The following is a 22536-nucleotide window of genomic DNA, read 5'->3' on the forward strand; positions in this document are numbered from 1 at the left end:
CCCTTTAAAGAAAGCGTAATAGCTCACTAGTCGAGTCGGCCTGCGCGGAAGATGTAACGGGGCTAAATAGTGTACCGAAGCTGCGGATGCGTGCTTGCACGCATGGTAGAGGAGCGTTCTGTAAGCCGTTGAAGGTGAACCGGGAGGTTTGCTGGAGGTATCAGAAGTGCGAATGCTGACATGAGTAACGATAAGGGGGGTGAAAAACCTCCCCGCCGGAAGATCAAGGTTTCCTGCGCAACGCTAATCGGCGCAGGGTGAGTCGGCCCCTAAGGCGAGGCAGAAATGCGTAGTCGATGGGAAGCAGGTTAATATTCCTGCACTTCTTATTATTGCGATGGAGGGACGGAGAAGGCTAAACCATCAGGGCGTTGGTTGTCCCTGTTTAAGGTTGTAGGCTGGTGACTTAGGTAAATCCGGGTTGCTAAGGCCGAGAGCTGATGACGAGCTCAAAGCGAAAGCTGCGAGTGAAGTGGTTGATGCCATGCTTCCAAGAAAAGCTTCTAAGCTTCAGATAATGAGGAACCGTACTGTAAACCGACACAGGTGATCAGGTAGAGAATACCAAGGCGCTTGAGAGAACTCGGGTGAAGGAACTAGGCAAAATGGTACCGTAACTTCGGGAGAAGGTACGCCGGCTTTGGTGATGGGACTTGCTCCCTAAGCTGAGGCCGGTCGAAGTGACCAGGTGGCTGCGACTGTTTATTAAAAACATAGCACTCTGCAAACACGTAAGTGGACGTATAGGGTGTGACGCCTGCCCGGTGCCGGAAGGTTAATTGATGGGGTTATCTTCGGAGAAGCTCTTGATCGAAGCCCCGGTAAACGGCGGCCGTAACTATAACGGTCCTAAGGTAGCGAAATTCCTTGTCGGGTAAGTTCCGACCTGCACGAATGGCGTAACGATGGCCACACTGTCTCCACCCGAGACTCAGTGAAATTGAAATTGCGGTTAAGATGCCGTATACCCGCGGCTAGACGGAAAGACCCCGTGAACCTTTACTATAGCTTCACACTGGACTTTGACTTTACTTGTGTAGGATAGCTGGGAGGCTTTGAAACTGTGGCGCCAGCTGCAGTGGAGCCAACCTTGAAATACCAGCCTGGTAACGTTGAGGTTCTAACTTAGGTCCGTAATCCGGATCGAGGACAGTGTGTGGTGGGTAGTTTGACTGGGGCGGTCTCCTCCCAAAGTGTAACGGAGGAGCACGAAGGTGCGCTAATCATGGTCGGAAATCATGAGGTTAGTGTAAAGGCACAAGCGCGCTTGACTGTGAGTCTGACAAGACGAACAGGTACGAAAGTAGGTCTTAGTGATCCGGCGGTTCTGAATGGAAGGGCCGTCGCTCAACGGATAAAAGGTACTCCGGGGATAACAGGCTGATACCGCCCAAGAGTTCACATCGACGGCGGTGTTTGGCACCTCGATGTCGGCTCATCACATCCTGGGGCTGAAGCCGGTCCCAAGGGTATGGCTGTTCGCCATTTAAAGTGGTACGCGAGCTGGGTTTAGAACGTCGTGAGACAGTTCGGTCCCTATCTGCCGTGGGCGTTGGAGAATTGAGGGAAGCTGCTCCTAGTACGAGAGGACCGGAGTGGACGAACCTCTGGTGTTCGGGTTGTGTCGCCAGACGCATTGCCCGGTAGCTACGTTCGGACAGGATAACCGCTGAAAGCATCTAAGCGGGAAGCCCCTCCCAAGATTAGTTCTCCCTGAGACTTTAAGTCTCCTAAAGGGCCCTTGAAGACTACAAGGTTGATAGGCTGGGTGTGGAAGCGCTGTGAGGCGTTGAGCTAACCAGTACTAATTGCCCGTGAGGCTTGACCATATAATCCAAGTTATTTGCGCATGAGAATGTGCGAAGTTAAGAAGACAACGGATGTTGTGATTGAGTCCAGTGTTGAGATACACACAGAACATACAGTTTGATTTACCACCCTATTTGTTGAGACGAGGCAGTCCTTAGGGGCTTAAGACCGACGACAGCAAGCCAGTTTGCCTGGCGACAATAGAGCAATGGAACCACCTGACCCCATCCCGAACTCAGAAGTGAAACGTTGCATCGCCGATGGTAGTGTGGGGATTCCCCATGTGAGAGTAGGTCATCGCCAGGCTTCTAAAAAAGAAAACCCCAGTAGCGCCATGCTACTGGGGTTTTGCTTTTTGGGGCCCCTGATTTCTTTGCGGTTCTGTCGCAGTGTAGCCGCCATGTGACGCAACCTGTTTACCAAACGATGGTCTATCCTCTATAGCGAAACCCTGAATGGACCTCATCCAATGACTGATCTCTCTACAGAAGAACTGCGCGAAAACTTCGACCACTTTGACGCCAACGGCGACGGCTTTCTCGACCGCAAGGAATTTGGTCGCCTGATGGAGGCGTTGGGGGCAGTCGAGCCCGGCCAGGACTCAGGCCGTGGCTTTAGCTCTATAGACACCGACAGCAGCGGCAAGGTGGAATTCGATGAATTTGTACGCTGGTTCCGTACGTCCTGATATGGGGGGCGCCGTTAGCGCCCCAACATGTGCATGTTGCTGAGGAAGGGCCAGCCAAGAGCCAGGTAGATCGCGTCCAGGTTGTCTTCCGTGCGGCCATAGGCGAAGTAAATGGGCCCTACAGGAGAGTCCAGTGCAATATAGACGCTCCCTGCGTTGACGAAGTCGCCCGAGGAAACATCAGATCTTTCAGACCACAAATTCCCCCCCTCTATCGACGCGCCTACATAAGAAGGCATGTCAAAGGGCAGCACTGTGTCGCCCGACAGACGGAACTGGTACTGGGCCATGGCGAAAGCCATCTGCCTGCCAGACAAGTAATTCTGGCTTAGCCCTGACAGGTTGAACAAGCCACCCAACTGGTAGTAGTTGTTGGGCTGGTTAGGAGCGTCCAGTGACTGGCCGGTCTTGGCGGTCAGGATTAACGTATTGCGGCCATGGCTGAATGCCGCCTGGCCCAGAGCCTGCCAGCGTTCGTAGTTGGCATCGGCACCGAGATCTTCAGTATAAGCACTGTAGTCGGTGAAAAAGAATTGGCCCTTGGTGGGGAAGTAGAGGTCGTCGAGGTTGTCGTAGCGCAGGCTGAACATCGCGCCGCCCTCGTCATACTTTTCCTCCGGCAGGTTGCCCCCCAACTCCACATCAGCGCGATTCTCGCCCTTGTTGCGGAACACACCCAGCCGCGCTTGCACGCTGTCGAACAGGTTGATGCCACCATCCAGTTGCGTCGAGAGTCTGCGCACGCGCCAGGTGCCTACCAGCTCGTCTAGCTCGTACTCGGGGCCCAGTGTTGTTGCATCCTGATCGTGATAGCTGATTTGCGGAACGACGAAGAACCGTGATTTCACGTCCAGCGGTTGGTAGAACTGGACGCCCGCCAGAATCGTGTCACCGATCTGGCCGCGCGCATAGAGCTCACCGCCCAGGTCTGTGAGACCGGACCACAGGTAACTCGCTCCCAGATTGATATCACTGCTGCCCTCGAGGTCGGTCACCAGGTTCATACCAAATTTAAGCTCGTCGTCACCCCAGGACTTCGCCCGGGCATCGATAGACAGCACATTGCCCTCGGTCACCTTGTAATCAATGATTTCCCAGTGACCGAGTGCATAGACCTCTTCAATATCTTCGCCTAGCTGTTGTCGATCCAGGGGTTCGCCAATTTTCTGGCTCAGGCGAACGCGGATGAGTTCATCCCTGACCGGGTGATTGTTGGAGATATCAATTCTGGCGATTACCGGTGTGTCGGACACGGGCAGCACTCTGGCGGCCAGGTAGTCAGACCATTGCGAGTCGCTGAGCGCAAGTGATTGTAGCTGGTCGCGTTTCGCCATTGCCGCATCGTAGCCGCGTTGGTAGATTTGCTCCGTCTCTGCGAAGTCCAACATGCCGATGCCATCGAGGTCTGGATTGATGAGGATGTCGTCCTCGCCCATGGTTGCCAGTTGATCTAGCGAATTCCTGCGGGTGAGGAAGTTCAGCATCTGGTCGGTCACCCCGAGAATACTGGTGATCTCGTCGCGTTTGCGCAGTGGTGTGCCGATATCCACTACGATGAGCCGTTTCCCGCCCATGTTGCGGCCGACCTGCACCGGAATGTTCATGGCCAGGCCGCCATCGACCAGCAGGCGTCCGTCGTGCTCTACCGGCGCCAGCAGTGCCGGCAGTGACATACTGGCGCGCATCGCGGTAACCAGGTTGCCTTCGTCAAATATGTAGGCATCGCCGGTTTCGATGTCGGTCGCTACGGCGCGGTAGGGGATCGCCAGTTGGTTGAAATCCCGAATGTGCTCTGCCGGTAGTACGAGTTCCTTGATGATCTGCTGAACTTGCTGTCCCTGCACCAGGCCGAGAGGGACCGAGAAACTGCCGTTTTTGAAAGACACCGAGATAGAAGAGGGGTAGTCATAGTCGTCGCTTTTGCGTCGCGGTGGCAGGCCGTCTCGATCAATCGAGTCCTTGAACGCGTCCTCCCAGGCCATATTGTCGACGATAAGCTTGAGCTGCTCTGCATTGAGGCCTGTGGCGTAGAGGCCCCCGACCAATGCGCCCATGCTGGTGCCCGCAATGGCATCTACAGGTACCTGCATTTCTTCCAGTGCGGCAATGACTCCGGCGTGGGCAATGCCCCGGGCGCCTCCGCCAGCCAGCACCAGGGCGTTGGTGGAGGGTTCCTGAGCTGAAGATGGCAGCGCAGCGACCAGGCCGGCAATGAGCCCGGCAGTTCGCAGAAAGGATTTCATACAGAGATACCTGAGTGTATAGCGCCTAATTATCCCCGTTGCCCTCGGGGTTAATCAACACGCATTAGTGCGCATTAATCAGGGTTCTGCGTACTGCCTGAGCAGGTTGGTGTAGGTCTTGGCGGCCAGATCAAACTCACGACATTTGCCGCTGCGTTTGAAGATATTATTGCGGATGGTGGTCAGGTCGTAGAGCATCTCGCGCACGCCCGCATCTCGCACCAGACTGTGGATCCAGGCGACCACGACGATGCGCTCACCCCGGGTCACCGGCATTACCCGATGCAGGGTGGTCGAAGGGTAGGCGATGATGGAGCGGGGGTTGCGCTTGAACCTGAAGTCGCCGCTGCCCGATTCGAAGGACAGCTCGCCGCCGTCGTAGTCATCAGGGTGGTTGAGAAACAGGGTCATGGAGATATCGGTGCGCCACTGAACGTCGCGCCCCATCATTGCATTGTCGACATGGTAGCCATAGTCCATGCCGGGCTCGTAGCGGCTGATCAGGAGTGAGTGCAGTTGTTTTGGCTGGGTTCCGGCGCGAAATTCTTCGCTGCGGCGGAGCGCATTCAGAACTATTTCGTTGACGGTCTTGGTGGCAGTGCTGCCTCCCTTGACCTGAGTGTTGTTCTTCACCCCGCGGGCAGCCCAGCCAGCGGTGGCCTTGCCGTCGACGAATTCAGCGTTGCGGACTGCCTCCATAATAGTGGCATGTTCTGCCTCGGTAATAACATCGTCGAAGGTGAGGATCATCTTTATATCCGTGTGTCTCAGGCAATATTGCCCTAGCAATCTAGCGGGAAAGCTCTGGCGCGACAAGCCGCGGTTCGATGGCTGTCACGTCGATATCCGCCCGCTTCCCAGTGATCAGGCGCAACAGCACATGCGGCAACAGCCTGCGATGCCGGTTTTCCTTTTTGATGGGCGCGGTCTGCAGCGCCAGCGCTGCGAGTGATCGCGCCGGTTCGCTGGCTGGATCGCCGATGAGAGGCAGAATCGTGCGCAGGCCTTTCATTTGCTGTGCTTCGTTGCCCGCCAGGATCATGGGCCTGGCGGTAATACCGGTTAGTGTCAGCCCCGGGTTAAACGTGCCTATTTCGATACCGTGTTCCCGCTCTTCCATAGCCAGCGCCAGGGTGAAGTTGCGCAGCCAGGCCTTGCTCGAGCTGTAAAGTGCGGCATTCTTCACCGGCCCCTTGTCGCCGCGCCCGGTCATATTAATGATTCGGCCCGCGCAACCGGCGTTGCGGAAGTGGCGAACCGCCGTCACTGAGCCGTAGTAGGTGCCGAGGATATTGGTATTGATCAGCTGCTCGCCCAGCGCCATCGGAACCAGCGCGCCATTCCCTGAAGGTGCGGCCATGCCGGCATTGTTAATCCACACATCCAGCCCGCCATAGCGCAGTTGAGCCTGGGTCGCGAGAGCCTCCACCTGGTCGGGATTAGTGACATCCGCGACCAGGCCGCTGAGGCGGTCGCTCTCGCCACCCATGGCTGTCAGCGTTTTCAGCAGGGCCGCTTCATTCTCGGAACAGATCACCAGTCGTGCGCCTGCCGCGGCCAACTGCTCCGCGGTGGCCTTGCCCAGACCGCTGGTTGCACCCGTAATCACGATTCGTTTGCTCATCATTGCCCCTGCGTTTTCATTTATCGCTATACTCGCTGCAGCATAACAGGCCAACACACCCTGAGGAGGGCAAGAGAATGATTGGATATGTAACCATCGGCGTTAACGACATGGAAAAAGCCAAGGCGTTTTACACTGAACTGCTGGCAGACATGGGCGCTTCAGTATTGATGGACATTGGGCGAATTGCGTTTATTGGCACTGATATGAGCGCGCCGATGCTCTCGGTGTGCATTCCCCATAATGAGGACGACCCACAGCCTGGCAATGGCAATATGGTCGCCTTTACTGCGCCGAGTAAGGAAAAGGCCGATGAGCTATACCACAAGGCGATCGCTCTGGGCGCGACTTGTGAGGGTGAACCGGGCCAGCGTATTCCGGATATGTTCTACGGAGCGTATGTCCGCGACCCGGACGGCAACAAAATGGTGTTCTACGTTTTCGGCTAGAACGCCTCGCGCTCAGGAGCCGTGGGCATGCTGCTCCACGGCTTCCCAGACCCGCAGCAGGTTTTCACCCCAGATTTTGCGAATGTCCGTTTCGCTGTAGCCACGCTTGAGCATTTCCTCGGTGAGAATCAGCGATTCATCGATGGACCACCAGCCGTGGATACCACCGCCGCCGCCGAAATCAGAGGAGATGCCGGCGTGGTCGACGCCGACAAGCTCAACCACGTGATCGACATGATCGATCAGGGTCGTTACCGACGCCTTTGGATACTTCGCGTTCAAGGCCGCATTGCGGCTGCGTAGCTCACCGAACTGCTCCTGGGTAACGTCCTTCATCCCGCGCGGATCGATTCCCAGGTCCTTCAGAATCGTTTTTTGTGCGTCCCGTTCCTCTTCCGAGATATCGCGCATGTAGCGATCAAACGCCACCAGTTGCACGACGCCGCCCCTGGCTGCGATTGCCTTGATAGCGTCGTCCGACAGGTTGCGATTGTGCGCATAGAGCGCGGCAACGCCCGAGTGTGAGGCAATGACCGGTGTTTTCGAGCGGGCCACTGCATCCATAGTCGACTGATGCGAGGTGTGTGACACGTCCACCATAATCCCCAGTCGATTCATATCATCGATTAACGCAAGGCCTCGGTCTGTGAGCCCTGTCACCTCGGGCTCGCCGTCTTCGCCAAAGGCCTTGGAACTTTCGCCGAAGTGGTTGTTGCCGAAATGGGTGAGGGAAATGTACCTGGCGCCGCGGTCGTAAAATTCTTGCAGATGTTCGTGGTTGGGTCCCAGTGGGTAGGCATTTTCCACGCCGATGGCTGCTACCAGCTTGCCGTCGGCGGCGGCAGCGCGCAACTCGGTGGGGTTGCGCACCAGCACGATCTCATCAGGACTATTGGCCAACATTCTTTCGATGGCATCAAACTTGGCCTGTGCCTTTTCATAGGCTTGTTGGTAACCGGCGGCATCGACCGAGCGTTGGCCGACATAGACAATGAAGAAACCTGCATCGAGCCCTCCCTCGCGCATTTTCGGCAGATCGACCTGCATGGGGCCGTGCAAGCGTGGATCCGCTGCAGTGGTACCCAGGGAAGTGGGAACATCGATATGGGTGTCTATGGTGAGTAAGCGTTCGTGCAGGCTAGCTGCAGCAGGGTCGCTCGCCAGCGCAGGCGTAGCCGCCAGCACTGCGGCGAATATCGCCGTCGGCAGGAAAGGTGTCATCGGCATTATTGTTCTACTTATTCCAGTTATTCAGCGTATCCTCCTCGAATGGAACCTGGTTGTCTAGCGCGACCAGGGCGGCCACTGCAGTGAGGCCTCGCGGGAAAATCATACTGTTTTTGTACGCGTTCATCGGTCACGTCGCCGTGCTGTGCTAGATTTCACCTGAACCAATACGAAATTCATGCCACCAGAATGCAACAGACCTTTGTCTTTCTCTTGCACTTTATGCGCTGCAGAGGTGCAAGTGCGCCTCGATAGCGTCAGATTTTTGTGCGCCGCCTTATGCCTGTGCGCGTTTTGCAGTGTGGCCTGGGCTGAAGCTGTTCCAGGCCCTGTGGAGGCTTCGCGTTACCAGCGTACAGTGAGCGCCTTGACGATGGGCGATGAGGAAACACGTGGCCAGTTCGCCAGCGTAGCGCTGTTCGAGTTGGCCGAGGTCTATATGGCCGAGGCAGATCTGGCGCGTGGCGAGGCGCGGGAATCAGAGGAGGCAGGCAGATTGCTCAGTTGGTCACGCGCGGTGGAGCAGTATGCGAGCCAGTTGTTACTGGTGCTGGAGGATATAGAGCTGGGCTTTCCGGTCGAATTGCGCAGCCACGAGCGCGAGGTGCCCGCCGTTGAGGTGGCGGGGCGGATCGTGATGCTCGCCCACCCGCGTAAAGATCAGCAACCCGCCTATGAGCGGGCGGTGCTCAGCCGATTTTGTAGCGGCCATGCGTGTAAGCAACTCACCCAAACGCTATCGGATGAGGCGCCGATACCCATGTCGGCCGCCAGTGTCGCTCCGCACTGGGATTTTAGCGCTACAGGCCCTGTGTGCAGCAGCAACGGTCTGTCACTCGCATTTCATGCGGGCGGCCAGCTGGCGGCACAACGCAGCCTGTGTGCGCAGCTGCTGCAGGAAGCCGAGGTACTGGCGACAGAGCTGGCATGGCAGCAACGCCACAGCGTGAATGTCGACTGGGATGGGTTGAAGATACTGCCGACGCCGCAACGGCCGCAACATCTGGTGCTGCTTAATGAAGCCGGGGATTCGTTGCTGCTGACGCTGCCGTTGATTTACGGCACGCCTGGCCTGCTGCAAAAACTCTCACCCTGGCTGCGGCAGAGGCATCAGGCCGCCGGCGCCGCATCTTTGGCTCTGGTGGCGGCTGAGTTGGGATGGGAGTGATTGGTATAAACTAAGTCGACTCCCAACCTTAGAGAACACTATGTCCGAATCAACACTGCCCCCAGGTGTGGGCCTTAGCCCGCAGGAAAAAGAACGCATTGCCCGGATTGGCGATGAACTGCGCGAGGGTATTTCCAGCCTCTCGGAAATCGGTGCCGCCGTCAGTATTTTCGGTAGTGCGCGTTCGCAAGCTGACGCCTGGGAATACGGAGCGGCACGCGACCTCGCGCGGGCGCTTGCGGCTGAGGGCATCACGGTGATCACGGGCGGTGGGCCCGGCGTGATGGAAGCGGGCAATCTCGGCGCCAGTGGCGAGCCGGGACAGTCCGTGGGGCTGAATATTGAATTACCTCATGAGCAGCTCGCCAACCCCTATCTCGATATCGATATCGACTTTCGCTACTTCTTTACCCGCAAGTTCATGCTGATCCGCTATGCCATAGGCTTCGCTATCTTCCCCGGTGGTTTTGGCACGATTGACGAGCTGTTCGAACTGCTGACCCTGGTGCAGACCGGTAAGCTGGAGCAGCGTCCCATCGTGCTGGTGGGCAAAGACCACTGGGCCGGGTTGTACGAATGGGTGGTTGAGAAGGTCCAGGGCGGTCGCTTCATCAGCGACAGCGACCTGGAGATTTTGTCATTGGTGGACACCCCGGAGGAGGCGGCCGACATTTTACTGGCTTACTACCGCAACCACTGCCCACAGTAGTTGCAGGAACTCGAACGGCGCTCTACTTGCGCTGCTTGGCGTTGGCAAAGGCCGCCGCGAAGGCGTTGTTGGCCGCGGGCTTTTCCTGGCGTGGCTTGGTATTACGACCACCGCCACGCTGTTCCTTGCGCGGGTTATTGCCGCGTTGTTCCTGCTCACCGGCTTTGTCGCTCAGGCGCATGGTAAGGCCGATGCGCTTGCGCGGCTGGTCTACCTCCATCACTTTTACTCGCACAATATCGCCGGCTTTGACCACGTCTCGCGGGTCCTTGACGAACTTGTCCGCCAGCGCAGAGATATGTACCAGGCCGTCCTGATGGACACCGATGTCGACGAACGCACCGAAGTTGGTAACGTTGGTGACGGTGCCTTCCAGGACCATGTCAGGGCGCAAGTCTGAGATTTTCTCCACCCCTTCCTGAAACTCGGCCATTTTGAATTCCGGGCGCGGGTCGCGGCCGGGCTTGTCCAGTTCCGAAATAATGTCGCGGACGGTGGGCAGGCCTACGCTGTCGCTGATGTAGTCCGCGGGATTGAGGGCCTTGAGGAAGCTGCTGTCGCCGATGATGCTGCTCATATCGCGCTGCCTTTGCGCTGCGATCTGTTCAACCACGCCATAAGATTCCGGGTGCACAGCTGAGGCGTCCAGTGGGTTGTCGCCGCCACTGACGCGGAGGAAGCCCGCGGCCTGTTCGAAGGTCTTGTCGCCGAAGCGGGATACGCCGAGCAGCGCCTTGCGATCAGCAAATTTACCCTGGGCGTCACGCAGGCTCACGATGTTGGTGGCGATACTCTGGTTGAGGCCTGACACGCGAGTCAGTAGTGGGACAGATGCAGTGTTTACGTCGACACCCACAGCGTTTACACAGTCCTCGACTACCGCATCGAGTTGGCGCGCCAACTGGACCTGACTCACATCGTGCTGGTACTGGCCAACGCCGATGGACTTCGGCTCGATCTTCACCAGCTCCGCGAGAGGATCTTGCAGGCGGCGTGCAATAGAGATAGCGCCTCTGATTGTCACGTCCAGGTCAGGAAATTCACGCGCCGCAAACTCGGAGGCGGAATAAATGGATGCGCCGGCCTCGTTCACCATCACCTTGCGCACGTTCAGGTCCGGGTTGGCCTTGAGCATGTCGCCGACAAACTTGTCAGTTTCACGGCTGGCAGTGCCGTTGCCGATGGCGATCAGTTCCACGCCGTGCTTACGGATCATATGTAGCAGTGTCGCCTCCGCTTCGTGCAACTTCTTCTGTGGCGGATTGGGAAAGATGGCACCGTGATCAAGTACCTTGCCCGTGGCATCAATCACCGCGACCTTGACCCCGGTGCGGAGCCCCGGGTCCAGCCCCAGCGTGGCTTTCTGCCCGGCGGGGGCCGCCAGTAGCAGATCTTTCAAGTTGTGGGCGAAGACCTCGATAGCCTCGGCCTCAGCGCTCTCGCGCAACTGGCCCAGTAGATCGGTCTGCAGGTGAGTGAGCAGTTTTACGCGCCACGTCCAGCGCACCGCCTCACGTAGCCAGCGGTCGGCGGGCCGGCCGTGGTCTTCGATGTGCCAGTGGTCGGCGACCATGGCCTCGCAGGGGTGGGCCTGACTGGCCGCGACCGGGGAAGATGCTTCCTCGGCGTCCATCACCAGGTTGATACTGAGAATACCTTCGTTGCGCCCGCGGAACATCGCCAGGGCACGGTGCGAGGGCACTTTGGCCAGGGCTTCGGTGTGTTCAAAATAATCGCGGAACTTGGCGCCTTCCTGTTCCTTGCCGTCCATCATGCGCGATGCGAGCAGAGCGTTGTCGGTGAGAAACTGACGCAGCTTAGCCAGCAGATCGGCATCCTCGGCGAACCGCTCCATCAGGATCTGGCGCGCGCCATCCAGCGCGGCCTTGGTATCTTCGATGCCTGCGTCGCTATTGAAGTAGGCCGCTGCGAGTGTGTCAGGGTCTTGTGTGGGATCTGCCAGCAGGCTGTCCGCCAGCGGTTCAAGGCCTGCCTCGCGAGCGATCTGGGCCTTGGTACGACGTTTGGGCTTGTAGGGCAGGTACAGGTCTTCCAGTCGGTTCTTGGTGTCTGCCTGGAGCAGGGACTGTTTGAGCTGTGGCGTGAGCTTGCCCTGTTCCTCAATCGAGGAAAGGATGGCCTTACGGCGCTCCTCCATGTCCCGCAGGTAGTGTAATCGCTCCTCGAGGTTACGCATCTGGGTGTCGTCCAGTGCGCCGGTGACCTCCTTGCGGTAGCGGGCGATGAAGGGGACGGTGGCACCCTCGTCGAGTAGGCCTATAGCGGCGTTAACCTGCGCTTCGCGCACGCTGAGTTCTTCAGCAATACGCTGGGGGATTGTTTGAATCATTGGCTAGTATTCTGGCTGATAAAGGTGAGAAAGACTGCGTGGACTCGCATTATGCGGCACTGTTGGCCGCATGAAAACAGGCGTCAGCCTGTTTTGTGGAATGACCCTAGCGTTGGAAGCGAGTAATGGCTTTGAGTAACTGGCGGCAGGTGACCTGGCCGATCAACTTGCCGTTCTCTACCACTGGCCGGCGGCGCTTGTTCTTGGCCAGCATATCCTGGGCCACATGGATGATATCTTCCTCAGGGTGGGCGACGATGAGATTGCTGGCGGCCATGTGGTCGCGCACCATGCCGACACCGCTGTCGTTGTAGAGCGAGCCCAGCGAGGCTTCCAGGCAGTCCAGTTCCGACAGGATGCCGACCAGGTTGTGCTGGCTATCGACCACGCAAACCCCTGATATCTTGTTGTCGATAATCACCTTCATGGCGGCCAGAACGCTGTCGTCTGGCTGCACAGTTGCCGGGTTGGGGATAAGGTAGTCGCGGAGTTTTACCGATGGCGACATGTAGGATTCCTCGCTTGCAGATCCTTCCAAGTATAGACTCAATGGCCTCGCCTGCCGGGAATAAGCATGAAAACACTGCACTTGCTTCGCCACGCCAAGTCCTCATGGAGTCAGCCCGGGCTCGCCGACCGCGAGCGCGGCCTGAACAAGCGTGGTCGCCGGGATGCGCCTCGTATGGGCGCTGCCCTGGCCACCCAGGTTACGGCCATAAGTATTGCCGTCAGCCCGGCCAGGCGGGCTCAATTGACTCTCGATGGCCTGTGCCAGGGCTGGCCCGCGCTCGCCGCTTTGCCCCATGTTACAGATGAAGGCCTTTATACCTTCGCGTCGGAAGACGTTCTCAGCTGGATTCAGGCCCAGGATGATAGCCGTAGTGAGCTGTTCATTATCGGCCACAATCCTGCGTTCACCGAGTTGATCAACGCGTTGGCGGGCCGATGGGAGCTGGATAATCTGCCCACCTGTGCCTATGCGCGCCTGGATCTGGACGCCGGCCACTGGCGGGAGGTGGGTCCCGGCTGTGCTGAACTGGCGCAAACGCTCCTGCCTCGCCTGCTCGACGAGGGCTGACACGATTGCCGCTCTTGGTTTAAGGGTGTTAGGCTTGCGCAATTAAATAACACCGAATCCGGAGTGCCACCCATGCGCAATGCCCTGGGCTTATTGCTGTTACTTGTTCTGGCAGGATGCCAAACACAGCCAATCCCCTCACTCGTCACCCAGTGTTCCGGCGAACGCCCCCAGGTGTGCACCATGGAATACAATCCAGTGTGTGCTGATCTTGTTGGTGGTGGCAAGAAAACCTATGCGTCCGGCTGCAACGCCTGCGCCGACGACGCCGTTTCGGGTTACCTGGGCGGAGAGTGCCCCGAATGAGCCTCACTAACCGCATTCTTATCGCCATGGTGGCAGGTATTGTCACCGGCTCAATTATCAACCTGATCATGCACAGCTCTGGCGTGGGCGAGGGCTTCAAACAGACGATTGATGCCTACCTCGTGGGCGGCGTGTTCGATGTGGTTGGCCGTATTTTTGTAGCTTCACTCAAATTGCTGGTAGTGCCGCTGGTTATGGTATCCCTGATCTGCGGCGCCTCGTCGCTGGGCGACAGTGCGCGCATGGGCCCGATAGCCGTCAAGACCCTGGGTTTTTACCTGGCCACGACCGCGATAGCGATCAGCCTTGCATTGTTCTTCGCTTCCCTGATCAGCCCGGGTTCTGGTGTGGAAATAGCCGGTGCTTCAAGCTTTGAACCGCGCCCTGCGCCTCCGCTGAGCGATGTCCTGGTCGATATCTTTCCCTCCAACCCTGTGCGGGCGATGGCGGATGGCAAGATGCTGCAGATCATCGTTTTCGCATTACTCTTCGGCTACGCAATTTCGCATGCCGGCGAACCCGGTCGTCGCATGGCGAGCTTCTTCCGTGATATGGACGCGATCATCATGAAGATGGTCGAGATCCTCATGAATCTTGCGCCCTACGGTGTCTTTGCGCTGTTGTCCAAGCTGTTTTCCACTCTGGGTATCGGTGCCATTCTTGATCTTGCCGCATACGTGTTCACGGTCATCGGCGTGCTGCTGTTGCACGCGCTGGGCGTTTACACCCTGCTGCTGAAATCCCTGACTGGCCTCTCGCCCAGGATGTTGCTGAAAAAGATGCGGCCCATCTGGGCGTTCGCATTCAGCACCGCATCCTCGGGTGCAACCCTGCCGATTACCTTGCGCACGGTCGAGAGACGCCTGGGCGTGCACAATTCTGTGGCAGGTTTCACGGTTCCACTGGGTGCCACCATCAATATGGATGGCACCGCTATCATGCAGGGTGTAGCCACGGTATTTATTGCCCAGGTCTACGGCGTCGATCTGTCTATGGGTGATTTCATTACCGTGATTCTGACTGCTACGCTGGCATCTATCGGCACCGCGGCTGTGCCGGGTGTTGGCCTGATAACCCTGGCTCTGGTGCTCGAGCAAGCCGGCCTGCCGGTCGAGGGTATTGCCCTGATTATCGGCGTGGACCGCCTCCTCGATATGGTGCGCACGGCAGTGAATGTCACTGGCGATGCGACTATTTCGGTCATCGTTGGCAAATCCGAGAATCAGTTTGAACAGGGCGTTTTCGACGATCCCAATGCGGATCAAAGCGACGACGAAACGACCGTCACCGCCCGCGCCTGACCTGCGGTTGTAGCAACTGATCGACCACAGCCCGGGCCCGGGCTGTGGTATCCTTCCCGCCCCGATATTTCGCAGGTCTGCCTATGACTATTCAGTGCACCATTGTGCCGGTGACCCCCTACCAACAGAATTGCTCCGTTATCCAGTGCCAGGCAAGTAAGAAGGCCGCGATCGTGGACCCAGGCGGGGATGTCGATCGAATTCTGGAAGCGGTGGCGAAGATGGACGCCACGGTGGAGAAGATTATTCTCACCCACGCCCACATGGACCACTGTGCCGCGGCTGATGTGCTGCGTCAGCAGCTCAATGTAACCATCGAAGGCCCGCACGAGGACGATAATTTCTGGCTGGAGAAGCTGCCGGAGTGGTGCAAGATGTCCGGTTTTCCGCACGCGGAAGCATTCACCCCGGATCGCTGGCTGCACGATGGCGACACCGTGACGGTAGGTGAGCAGACCCTGCAGGTCGTTCACTGTCCGGGCCACACGCCTGGCCACGTGGTCTTTCACTACCAGCCGCAACAAGTCGCCTGGGTGGGCGACGTTCTGTTCCAGGGCTCAATCGGCCGCACGGATTTCCCCAAGGGCAATCACGACGACCTGGTCAGCTCCATCCGCGACAAGCTCTTCCCGCTGGGCGATGACATCACTTTTATTCCAGGCCACGGGCCCACCAGTACATTCGGTCAGGAGCGCCGCACCAACCCCTTCGTAGCGGATGAAAAATATGGTTGATCAGCCAGAGGGAGAAGAGGACAAAGAGAGCCTGCTGCGGCGCGAATACCACGGCCAGACCGCGCGTATTCAATGGCACGATCTGCAGACCTACTATGCCCGTGGCTCGATAGTGCGGGTGAGTGGCGAACTGGATCTGGTGGAGGTGGCCGTGCAATTGGGGCTGGATAACACGGCACAGTTCAAAGGCTGGATCGAAACCGGCGATGTCGCCGCGGTGCCCGAAATTCAGGCACTGAAGTGGTATGAGAGCAATCAGGAACTGTGGGCAGTGGTTGCCGCGCCCTGGGTACTGGTCCAGCTGCGCGACGGATAACCCCAGAGTTTATTCTACGGGGTGTAGCTCACCTTCGAACACCACTCCCCATATATCGATGTCCTTCAGGCGCTCTGCTTTGACTCGATAGGGGTCGCTTTCCAAGACCGTGAAGTCTGCTCGCTTGCCGGCGCGGATGGAGCCTATGTCATCTTCTGCACCCATAACCCAGGCCGCGTCGATAGTAATTGCGCGCAGTGCGGAGTGCAGGTCTATTCGCTCAGGTGTAGCGTTATCCTTGCCACTGATGCTCTCTCGCTGCACGGCTGCCGCCGCTAGCGTCAGCGGCGACAGCGGTGCCATGGGGCAGTCGGAATGCAGTCCGAAGGGAACGCCGTGGCGCTGCAGTGAACCCAAACGGACCATTTGGCGGCCGCGATCCGGTCCCAGCCATTCGTCGGCATAAATGTCCGCTAGCAGGTACTGGTAGTACGGGTTGGCTGAGACCACCATCCCCAGCGCTGCCATTTGTCGGCTCTGGTCGTCGGTAGAATAGGCAAAGTGCTCTAGCGAAGTGCGGTGATCCGGGCGCGGATGAACCTCTTGCATGGTACGTACCATATCGATCAACGCCGCCGCACTCAGGTCGCCGTTGGTGTGGGCGTGGATCTGGTACCCCTCGCTCCAGAAAAATTGGGCCCATTGGGCCGTTGTTTCCAGCGGTGCCATCCACAGGCCTTCGTGCCCATCCAGGTAGCCCGGCGGGCCCATCTGCGCCAGGCCGCTGAAGATGGCACCGTCCATCATGATCTTGAAGTGTTTGCCCACCGAGACCCTGCGCGAGTCACTGGCTCGCCAGGCTTCGATCTCTGCCAGTGCCTCCTGCGGACTTTTTCCGCGGGCCAGAAAGTCGGTGATGATCGGGGTGAGAATAATACGGCCCGGCGCGGATATGCCCTCCGCCGAGCGGCGTATCAGGTCGATCTCTGCAGTGGGATTACCGAAGATACCGGTGCCCATGTCCAGGGCGGTGGTGACGCCGCCCCGGTGCATCATCTCGATAAAGTTCTGCATACCCTTGCCGTAGCGCTCGGGTGCAAACAGGAAGCTCAGTCGGGGGATCAGAAACTTGAGGCCATTCTCCCAGAAATGCCCTCTGGCCCAGTCTATTTCAGCCTGGCCAGCCACGTCGTCCTCGGTGACGCCCAACATTGCCAGCGCCGCATCGTTGCCGATCAACTCGTGGAATGAACGGTGCCAGAGCATGACTGGCTGATCGCCAAACCAGTCATTCAGTTGTTCTCTGTAGACGTCCCCGTGCCACAGTGGGTGGTAACCCCAGGCGATAAAAGGCGTGGCGTCATCGCTGTGCCGGGCTGCCAGAGCCTTGAGTTGTTTTTCGTACGAGGCAGGGTCAGTTGCCCCCGGGAATTCGCCGGTGGGCAGCGACCAGTCGTCGGGGGCAAGAAAGGGGAACTGGGTCAGCACCGCAGGCAGAGACGGGTGCACATGGGGGTCGATGAAGCCAGGGAGCAGGATCTTGTCGCTCAGGCTGCGATCGACCCGGCCGCCGAGTTTTTCTGCCAGGCTCTCAAGCTCCTTCTCGCTGCCGACCGCAAAAATACGGCCGTCCTTTACCGCCACGGCATTGGCCTCTGGCAGCGCCGTCTCCATGGTGATGATTTTCTTTGCGGTGTAGACGATGAGTTCGGCGCTGGCGCTGGCCGATGCCACGGCAAAAACGGATAACAAGCTGATCTGCAGGAAAAGGCGGTACATGATTCGGAGGCTCATAGGTTGGTATGCCCTGAGTATAGCCGAGGAATTATTGTACTACCTTGAACCAGTCCCCGGTGCGGGGTTCGCCGCGGGGATAGAGCCCGTTGATCAAACGCAGCTGATCCTCCGCATGGGGGATTTTCATCTCCGCCGCGATGCTCGCCACAGTTGCGCCTCGCGGTACCCGGATGTAGCGCAGGTAGCGCGCTTCACCGGCGGGTTTTTCTTTCGGGTGGGTCGGGCGGAAGCTTTTGATCATATCCAGCAGTGCCGGGTCGCTGGCGGCAAAGTCCGTTGCTTCCCCCTGCAGCAGGTAACTGTATCGGTAGTCGATCACGGCCAGCCGGCGAGATGTGCCACCGGCACTGGCGGTGGCGGTATAGCCACTCAGGCCTGCTTGTTCCAGCGGCTCTCCGTCACTGAGCTCACCCTTGGCATTGGCCTCGAGCACCGCCTGGGGCGTGCTGGAGGGGTCGCGTCGCCGCAGCGAGATGGTGAGGGAAGCACTCTGGTCTGGCGCGCGCGCCACCACCGCCTGACCACCGGTCTGGACTGTCCATCCGGGTGGGTGCTCGAAGGTGAACTCCAGTTTGTTGTGGTAGAAGCGGTTTTCGTCACGCGCGCTCTGTACGCTGTCGCCCCAGACCAGGCCATCCATTTGCTGTTTAAACTCGCCCGGAATTTCCGGGCTTTCGATGTAGCTGCCGTCGTCCAGCTCCGCTGCTGCCCCGATCACTGTTTGCAGCCGTTTGTCGTTGCGCGGGTGTGACGCGTAGACACCGTGGTAAGTGCCGCCGGGTTTGCCGCTGGCCCGGGCGACAGTGCGCTGGAATTGTTCGTGATCCTTGAGCACGCCGATAACCTGTAACAGCGCCTGCGGGTCATAGCCTGCGCGGTACATATACTCCGCACCGAGGCCGTCCGCCTCCAGTTCCATCTCCCGGCCAAAGCCGCTGATCAGCTCCGCACCATACATGGAGGAGGCGTCGGCGAGTTCGCCGCTACCGGTGAGAATATAGGTGGTGGTTGCCACGATTTTGCTGGTGACATCGGCTGTCTTGCGCCGGCTGTGATGGCTGCCGGTGATATGGCCGATCTCATGCCCAAGGACGCCTGCCAACTCGTCCTCATTCTCCAGGTAGGGCAGCAGGCCGCGGCTGATGTAAATATAACCGCCCTGGGCGGCGAAGGCGTTGATCACGTCGGTATCGATGACACTGAAGGTGAAATCCCCGTTGGGCTCATCGCTGTGTGCAACCAGACGCTGGCCGATGCGGTCGATGTATTGCTGCAGCTCGGGGTCGTCGTAGAGCTGACCGGCGTCGACGATTTCCTGATGAGCCTTCTCGTATTTGTCAGCGGCCTGCACCGCCATCGAGAGCGAGAGGAGTAGTGCGCAGCAACTTAAAAGACGCATCGGTTCAGTATTCGCTGGAGAGGAATTCCAGCAGTTGGTCGCCAATGCCATCGCAGGCCGTGCCTTGCACCGGCGCAATGATGGGAATCGGGACCACGACTGCGGGCATATAGGATTGGCCGCTGGCAGTGGTATTCACACGGCCGACTTCTGCGCGGTCAGTGAAGTCCCAGATAACCGCCTCGTAGTCGGAATCGTCGCTCCAGGTGCCAAAGCCAAAGCAGCCCGCGCCGCCCGGGCCAATGCCGCAGGTCATGGAACCCATGGAGTCGGAGCGCTCGGTCTTGCCGTCGATCCAGATCATGTACTCGGTCTTCAGCTCCGCCATACGTTCGGCAACCGGCTCCTGCAGCAGCAGACGGTCGATATTCTGGGGGTGGAGCGGCGCGGTGCGCGGCTCGAACCAGGGGTAGAGAGAGTTTACGAACTCCAGTTCGCCAATCACTGTAATACTGCGGTCGCGGCTGGAAATATGGTCACCAACGCACTGAATGAAGTCTGGTTCGGTCTCGTAGTCGGCCGCGTGACGCCGGCCGAGAATGACCACAGTGGAGTCGCCGATACCTTCCACCGGTTCGTTGAAGACCATCTCGTCTACAGTCGAGGTGACGCATGCCGCGGTAGACAGGCCCGCGAGCAGAACGGTGGCTAATCGCAATAAACGAGGGACTGCTCTCATAGTCCACTTTCCAGGGGCACGATACCGCGTTCATCGAGGAACACCTGTACCTGTGGCACACGGGTAAAATTGGTGGCGAAGTTGGCGCCGGCGTCGCGCAGCGCCATGACCGCAGCGAGATTGACTGCTGCCTGGTCACTCTGGAGGAATGCGGTGGGAGTTTTGCCGTAGGCGGTCATGGTCCAGTCGCCGATGGGCTCACCACCGGAGGTCACCAGCTTGAAGCGATAGCGCATCCAGATCTCGTAGACCTTGACGTTGGTGTGCGCAGGAATGGCGTACTGGAGTTCGTCGACTTCAGGAATGAGTACCGCGTCCACGAGTTGGTTCATCTGCTCCGGCCCGGGTTCTCCTTTCATGTGGATGGTTTCCACGAACATACCCTCCAGCAGCGTATCCCACATTGCTACCTGGGCCGCTCCGGTCTGCACAATCCAGCTTGAATCGGAGCGGGTCTTGGCCTCATCGAAAAATTCGTGGCCACTGAATGTCTCCGGGTACCAGATCCCGAGTTTCATCGGTAACGGTTCGATCAACGGCGAGGGAAAGTTACCTTCCACGACGACCTTGGTCGGCCCGCAGCCCGCCAATAACAGCCCCAGCACTGCTAATAGCAGTAAGCGTAGGTCAGGGACGGAAATCGTTGAGCGCGACAAAAGTGCCTCCATTACGGTATGCCAGTTCTCTCATCAGTGTAGCGAAGCGAATGCCTGTCGTCTGCAGGTGTGGTGCTCGAATGTATTGTACGGGAAAGCCGACACCGTGGATTCTTACCAGGCGATTGCCGTTGGCGTCCGCGCGGTTGATTCTATCGACTGTGGCGACAACCTCGGCGATAGACTGGCCAGTGAATTCGTCGCCGAAAACATACAGGCTGATTTTTTTGCCGGGGTCGTAGAAGGTGCGAATCGCCGCGGTAATACCTTCCACCGGGCTGGAGTTGCTGAACACGTTCCAGTTGCGCAGGTTCTGCATGATCACGTTGCGCCGCCCGGGCGTGTCGGGAATCCACTGCCCGCGATAGCGGCTGAACATGTATTGCCCCATATCGTTCATCACCTGGATGCCTTTCACTTCCGGATAGATGCTGAGCGTGGCCTCGACCTCGCGGACCATGCGCTCCCAGGCGTAGGAGAACATTGAGCCAGATGTGTCGATGATGAAAATGATGTACTCGCTGTCGACCGGGATGCCGCCGATCAGGTTGTTTTTTGACTGATACTCGCGGCCCAGTAGGCGCTCCATTTCTTCAGACAGTTGCTGTCTCGCTACAGCCAATTGGTCGGTGATGATCTCGTTGCTGCTCGTTTCGGTTTGCAGGCTGTCGTAACGCGAGCGGGTGGCGGCGAGCTTGCCCCGCAGGATAGCAATGCGCTCGTCGTGCTCGGACAATTGTTCGTGCTTGGCGTTCAGGTCGCGATTGAGAATGACGGTCTCGCCGCGGATCTCATGCACTTGCTCCTGCAACTCGGCGAGCTTGCCCTCGAGGTTGACGGTGGATGCCTCGATGATCTGTGGCTGCACCGTCTTGGTGATCATGAGCAGCAGAATAACCGCGCCAAAGCCGCAGCAGATGACGTCGAGAAACGACAGTGAGAATTCTTCAGGCGTTCTACGTTTCGCCATCAGGGCCAATCCTTTGAAGGGCTAAGTAGTGAGCCGCGCGTTAATTGAGCCAACTGCCAGAACTCGGAGGCTGCCATTGGGTCGCCTTCCATCGGCGCCAGGATGATATTAACCGGCACGCCGGGAGGCAGTTGCTTGATGGCCTCGCGGTAGTGCCTGAGCCGCGCCTGACCACTCACCTTGCTGCCTTTGGGGCCGCCGCGACCCTGGGTCGGGAGACCATCGGTGATCAGGAAAATATTGTCGGGCGCCGGTGCCAGTCGTTGTAAAGCCAGAAACGCATTTTCGAGACTGGTGCCCCCTGCCGGGGTGAGCTTGTCGAGACGGGCGGTGATGTCTTCCAGCCTAGCCTGGTCGGCGACTTCCAGCCACTTGCCCGCTGTTTCGGGCACAGCCCATGTCGCCTGGGTATTGAAGGTGATGAGTTGGTAATCGGCGTTGACCGGTAGTTGGGCGGTCAGCCAGTTCACGGTATTGACGGCACGGGTCCATTTGTCCGCTTTGCGTTGCAGCGCGGGGTCCATATTGCGCAGGCGGATAATGTTGACCAGTCGGTCGGCGAGCATACTGGCCGACGCATCCAGCAGGATGGCGATATTGCGTCCGCCCAGGTTCAGCCCAGTGAGGTACTGGCGGTTGCCTTCGCCCAGGTAGGAGCGGGCACTGCGGCCGCCGTCTTCTTGCGCCGCCGATTGCATTTTTTTGAGCTCGGATTCCAGTGCCAGAATCTCTGCCTTGAGTGCGTCGATGTCGTCATCGTCGTCATAGCCGTCGGCGCGCAGGGTCTCGATCAGCGCCTCGTATTCTTCTATATCGTCATTGATTCGAGTGGCCAGGCCCTGGGCCTCGACCATTTGCAGGTCCGTGTCCGAGAGTGTGTTGCGCAGGCGTACCAGGCCCTCCTTGCCTTCGAGCACTTCCTCCTCGAGGAAATTCACTTCCGACATCAGGTCCTGGTTCAGGTCTTGGGTCTTTACTTCGATCGAGTGGTCGATGATCAGGAACACCAATACAACGGCGCCGAATCCGCAGGACATGATGTCGAGGAAACTCAGGTTGAAGGTGGTGAACTCGCGCTTGCGCCTGGCCACGG

The 22536-nt window shown here is 58.4% G+C and carries 21 protein-coding genes and 2 rRNA genes (1 of these 23 cut by a window edge); 11 read left to right on the plus strand and 12 right to left on the minus strand.

Going from position 1 to position 22536, the window contains the following annotated elements; genetic code table 11:
• The 3 genes from EY643_RS02005 to EY643_RS02015 all read left to right on the plus strand — a co-directional run.
• Nucleotides 1-1829: ribosomal RNA gene (locus EY643_RS02005) — 23S ribosomal RNA — on the plus strand (it extends 1073 nt beyond the left edge of the window).
• Between the two features lie 170 nt (nucleotides 1830-1999).
• Nucleotides 2000-2115, plus strand: a 5S ribosomal RNA gene (gene rrf / locus EY643_RS02010).
• A gap of 163 nt (nucleotides 2116-2278) precedes the next feature.
• Complete coding sequence (locus EY643_RS02015; protein WP_152660636.1) at nucleotides 2279-2497, plus strand: EF-hand domain-containing protein; 219 nt, start codon at nucleotides 2279-2281, stop codon at nucleotides 2495-2497.
• Nucleotides 2498-2511: 14 nt separating this feature from the next.
• On the opposite strand, the gene EY643_RS02020 is transcribed toward EY643_RS02015, so the two are convergent.
• The 3 genes from EY643_RS02020 to EY643_RS02030 all read right to left on the minus strand — a co-directional run bounded on the left by EY643_RS02020 (nucleotide 2512) and on the right by EY643_RS02030 (nucleotide 6364).
• Nucleotides 2512-4740 carry a patatin-like phospholipase family protein gene (locus tag EY643_RS02020; RefSeq protein WP_152660637.1) on the minus strand — a complete coding sequence of 743 codons (2229 nt, stop codon included), beginning with the start codon at nucleotides 4738-4740 and terminating at the stop codon, nucleotides 2512-2514.
• Between the two features lie 78 nt (nucleotides 4741-4818).
• Complete coding sequence (locus EY643_RS02025; RefSeq protein ID WP_152660638.1) at nucleotides 4819-5490, minus strand: Fe2+-dependent dioxygenase; 672 nt, start codon at nucleotides 5488-5490, stop codon at nucleotides 4819-4821.
• Nucleotides 5491-5530: 40 nt separating this feature from the next.
• Nucleotides 5531-6364: an SDR family NAD(P)-dependent oxidoreductase gene (locus EY643_RS02030; RefSeq protein WP_170287243.1), complete on the minus strand. Its 834-nt coding sequence runs from the start codon at nucleotides 6362-6364 to the stop codon at nucleotides 5531-5533.
• Nucleotides 6365-6441: 77 nt separating this feature from the next.
• On the opposite strand from EY643_RS02030, the gene EY643_RS02035 reads away from it, so the two are divergent.
• A complete protein-coding gene (locus EY643_RS02035) occupies nucleotides 6442-6813 on the plus strand; it encodes a VOC family protein (protein WP_152660640.1) in 372 nt (123 codons plus the stop codon).
• Nucleotides 6814-6825: 12 nt separating this feature from the next.
• Here EY643_RS02035 and EY643_RS02040 read toward each other — a convergent pair whose 3' ends face one another.
• The gene (locus EY643_RS02040; protein ID WP_152660641.1) at nucleotides 6826-8040 is read right to left on the minus strand and encodes a dipeptidase; all 1215 of its coding nucleotides are present in this window, start codon (nucleotides 8038-8040) and stop codon (nucleotides 6826-6828) included.
• 331 nt (nucleotides 8041-8371) lie between these two features.
• On the opposite strand from EY643_RS02040, the gene EY643_RS02045 reads away from it, so the two are divergent.
• Both EY643_RS02045 and EY643_RS02050 read left to right on the plus strand, forming a co-directional pair.
• On the plus strand, nucleotides 8372-9208 hold the full coding sequence (locus EY643_RS02045) for a hypothetical protein (protein ID WP_205743124.1): 837 nt from the start codon (nucleotides 8372-8374) through the stop codon (nucleotides 9206-9208).
• 40 nt (nucleotides 9209-9248) lie between these two features.
• Nucleotides 9249-9917, plus strand: a complete 669-nt coding sequence (locus EY643_RS02050; RefSeq protein WP_152660643.1) for an LOG family protein — start codon at nucleotides 9249-9251, stop codon at nucleotides 9915-9917.
• A 22-nt stretch (nucleotides 9918-9939) separates the two neighbouring features.
• Here the strand turns inward: EY643_RS02050 and EY643_RS02055 are convergent, their stop codons facing one another.
• Nucleotides 9940-12264: a Tex family protein gene (locus EY643_RS02055; protein WP_153240863.1), complete on the minus strand. Its 2325-nt coding sequence runs from the start codon at nucleotides 12262-12264 to the stop codon at nucleotides 9940-9942.
• A 109-nt stretch (nucleotides 12265-12373) separates the two neighbouring features.
• Nucleotides 12374-12775: a CBS domain-containing protein gene (locus tag EY643_RS02060; RefSeq protein ID WP_152660644.1), complete on the minus strand. Its 402-nt coding sequence runs from the start codon at nucleotides 12773-12775 to the stop codon at nucleotides 12374-12376.
• Nucleotides 12776-12841: 66 nt separating this feature from the next.
• Between EY643_RS02060 and EY643_RS02065 the strand changes: the two genes are divergently transcribed.
• The 5 genes from EY643_RS02065 to EY643_RS02085 all read left to right on the plus strand — a co-directional run bounded on the left by EY643_RS02065 (nucleotide 12842) and on the right by EY643_RS02085 (nucleotide 16002).
• Nucleotides 12842-13345: a SixA phosphatase family protein gene (locus EY643_RS02065; protein WP_152660645.1), complete on the plus strand. Its 504-nt coding sequence runs from the start codon at nucleotides 12842-12844 to the stop codon at nucleotides 13343-13345.
• 72 nt (nucleotides 13346-13417) lie between these two features.
• Nucleotides 13418-13651, plus strand: a complete 234-nt coding sequence (locus EY643_RS02070) for a hypothetical protein (protein ID WP_152660646.1) — start codon at nucleotides 13418-13420, stop codon at nucleotides 13649-13651.
• Nucleotides 13648-14952, plus strand: a complete 1305-nt coding sequence (locus EY643_RS02075; RefSeq protein WP_152660647.1) for a dicarboxylate/amino acid:cation symporter — start codon at nucleotides 13648-13650, stop codon at nucleotides 14950-14952. The genes EY643_RS02070 and EY643_RS02075 overlap by 4 nt, the downstream gene beginning before the upstream one ends.
• 83 nt (nucleotides 14953-15035) lie before the next feature.
• Nucleotides 15036-15686, plus strand: coding sequence for an MBL fold metallo-hydrolase (locus tag EY643_RS02080; RefSeq protein WP_152660648.1), 651 nt, complete (start codon nucleotides 15036-15038; stop codon nucleotides 15684-15686).
• Nucleotides 15679-16002 carry a DUF2288 domain-containing protein gene (locus EY643_RS02085; RefSeq protein ID WP_152660649.1) on the plus strand — a complete coding sequence of 108 codons (324 nt, stop codon included), beginning with the start codon at nucleotides 15679-15681 and terminating at the stop codon, nucleotides 16000-16002. The genes EY643_RS02080 and EY643_RS02085 overlap by 8 nt, the downstream gene beginning before the upstream one ends.
• A gap of 9 nt (nucleotides 16003-16011) precedes the next feature.
• On the opposite strand, the gene EY643_RS02090 is transcribed toward EY643_RS02085, so the two are convergent.
• From EY643_RS02090 to EY643_RS02115, 6 genes are read right to left on the minus strand one after another with little or no spacing between them, the layout of a single operon-like run.
• Nucleotides 16012-17736 carry an amidohydrolase gene (locus EY643_RS02090; RefSeq protein ID WP_240732796.1) on the minus strand — a complete coding sequence of 575 codons (1725 nt, stop codon included), beginning with the start codon at nucleotides 17734-17736 and terminating at the stop codon, nucleotides 16012-16014.
• Between the two features lie 31 nt (nucleotides 17737-17767).
• A complete protein-coding gene (locus tag EY643_RS02095) occupies nucleotides 17768-19138 on the minus strand; it encodes a M48 family metalloprotease (RefSeq protein WP_152660650.1) in 1371 nt (456 codons plus the stop codon).
• A gap of 4 nt (nucleotides 19139-19142) precedes the next feature.
• A complete protein-coding gene (locus EY643_RS02100; RefSeq protein ID WP_170287245.1) occupies nucleotides 19143-19817 on the minus strand; it encodes a hypothetical protein in 675 nt (224 codons plus the stop codon).
• Nucleotides 19814-20473 carry a hypothetical protein gene (locus EY643_RS02105; protein WP_240732797.1) on the minus strand — a complete coding sequence of 220 codons (660 nt, stop codon included), beginning with the start codon at nucleotides 20471-20473 and terminating at the stop codon, nucleotides 19814-19816. Before EY643_RS02105 ends, EY643_RS02100 begins: the two co-directional genes overlap by 4 nt.
• Nucleotides 20445-21443, minus strand: coding sequence for a VWA domain-containing protein (locus EY643_RS02110; RefSeq protein ID WP_152660652.1), 999 nt, complete (start codon nucleotides 21441-21443; stop codon nucleotides 20445-20447). Before EY643_RS02110 ends, EY643_RS02105 begins: the two co-directional genes overlap by 29 nt.
• The gene (locus EY643_RS02115; protein WP_152660653.1) at nucleotides 21443-22534 is read right to left on the minus strand and encodes a vWA domain-containing protein; all 1092 of its coding nucleotides are present in this window, start codon (nucleotides 22532-22534) and stop codon (nucleotides 21443-21445) included. The genes EY643_RS02110 and EY643_RS02115 overlap by 1 nt, the downstream gene beginning before the upstream one ends.
• Nucleotides 22535-22536: the final 2 nt, after the last annotated feature.

The organism is Halioglobus maricola (assembly GCF_009388985.1).
GTDB classification, from domain to species: domain Bacteria; phylum Pseudomonadota; class Gammaproteobacteria; order Pseudomonadales; family Halieaceae; genus Halioglobus; species Halioglobus maricola.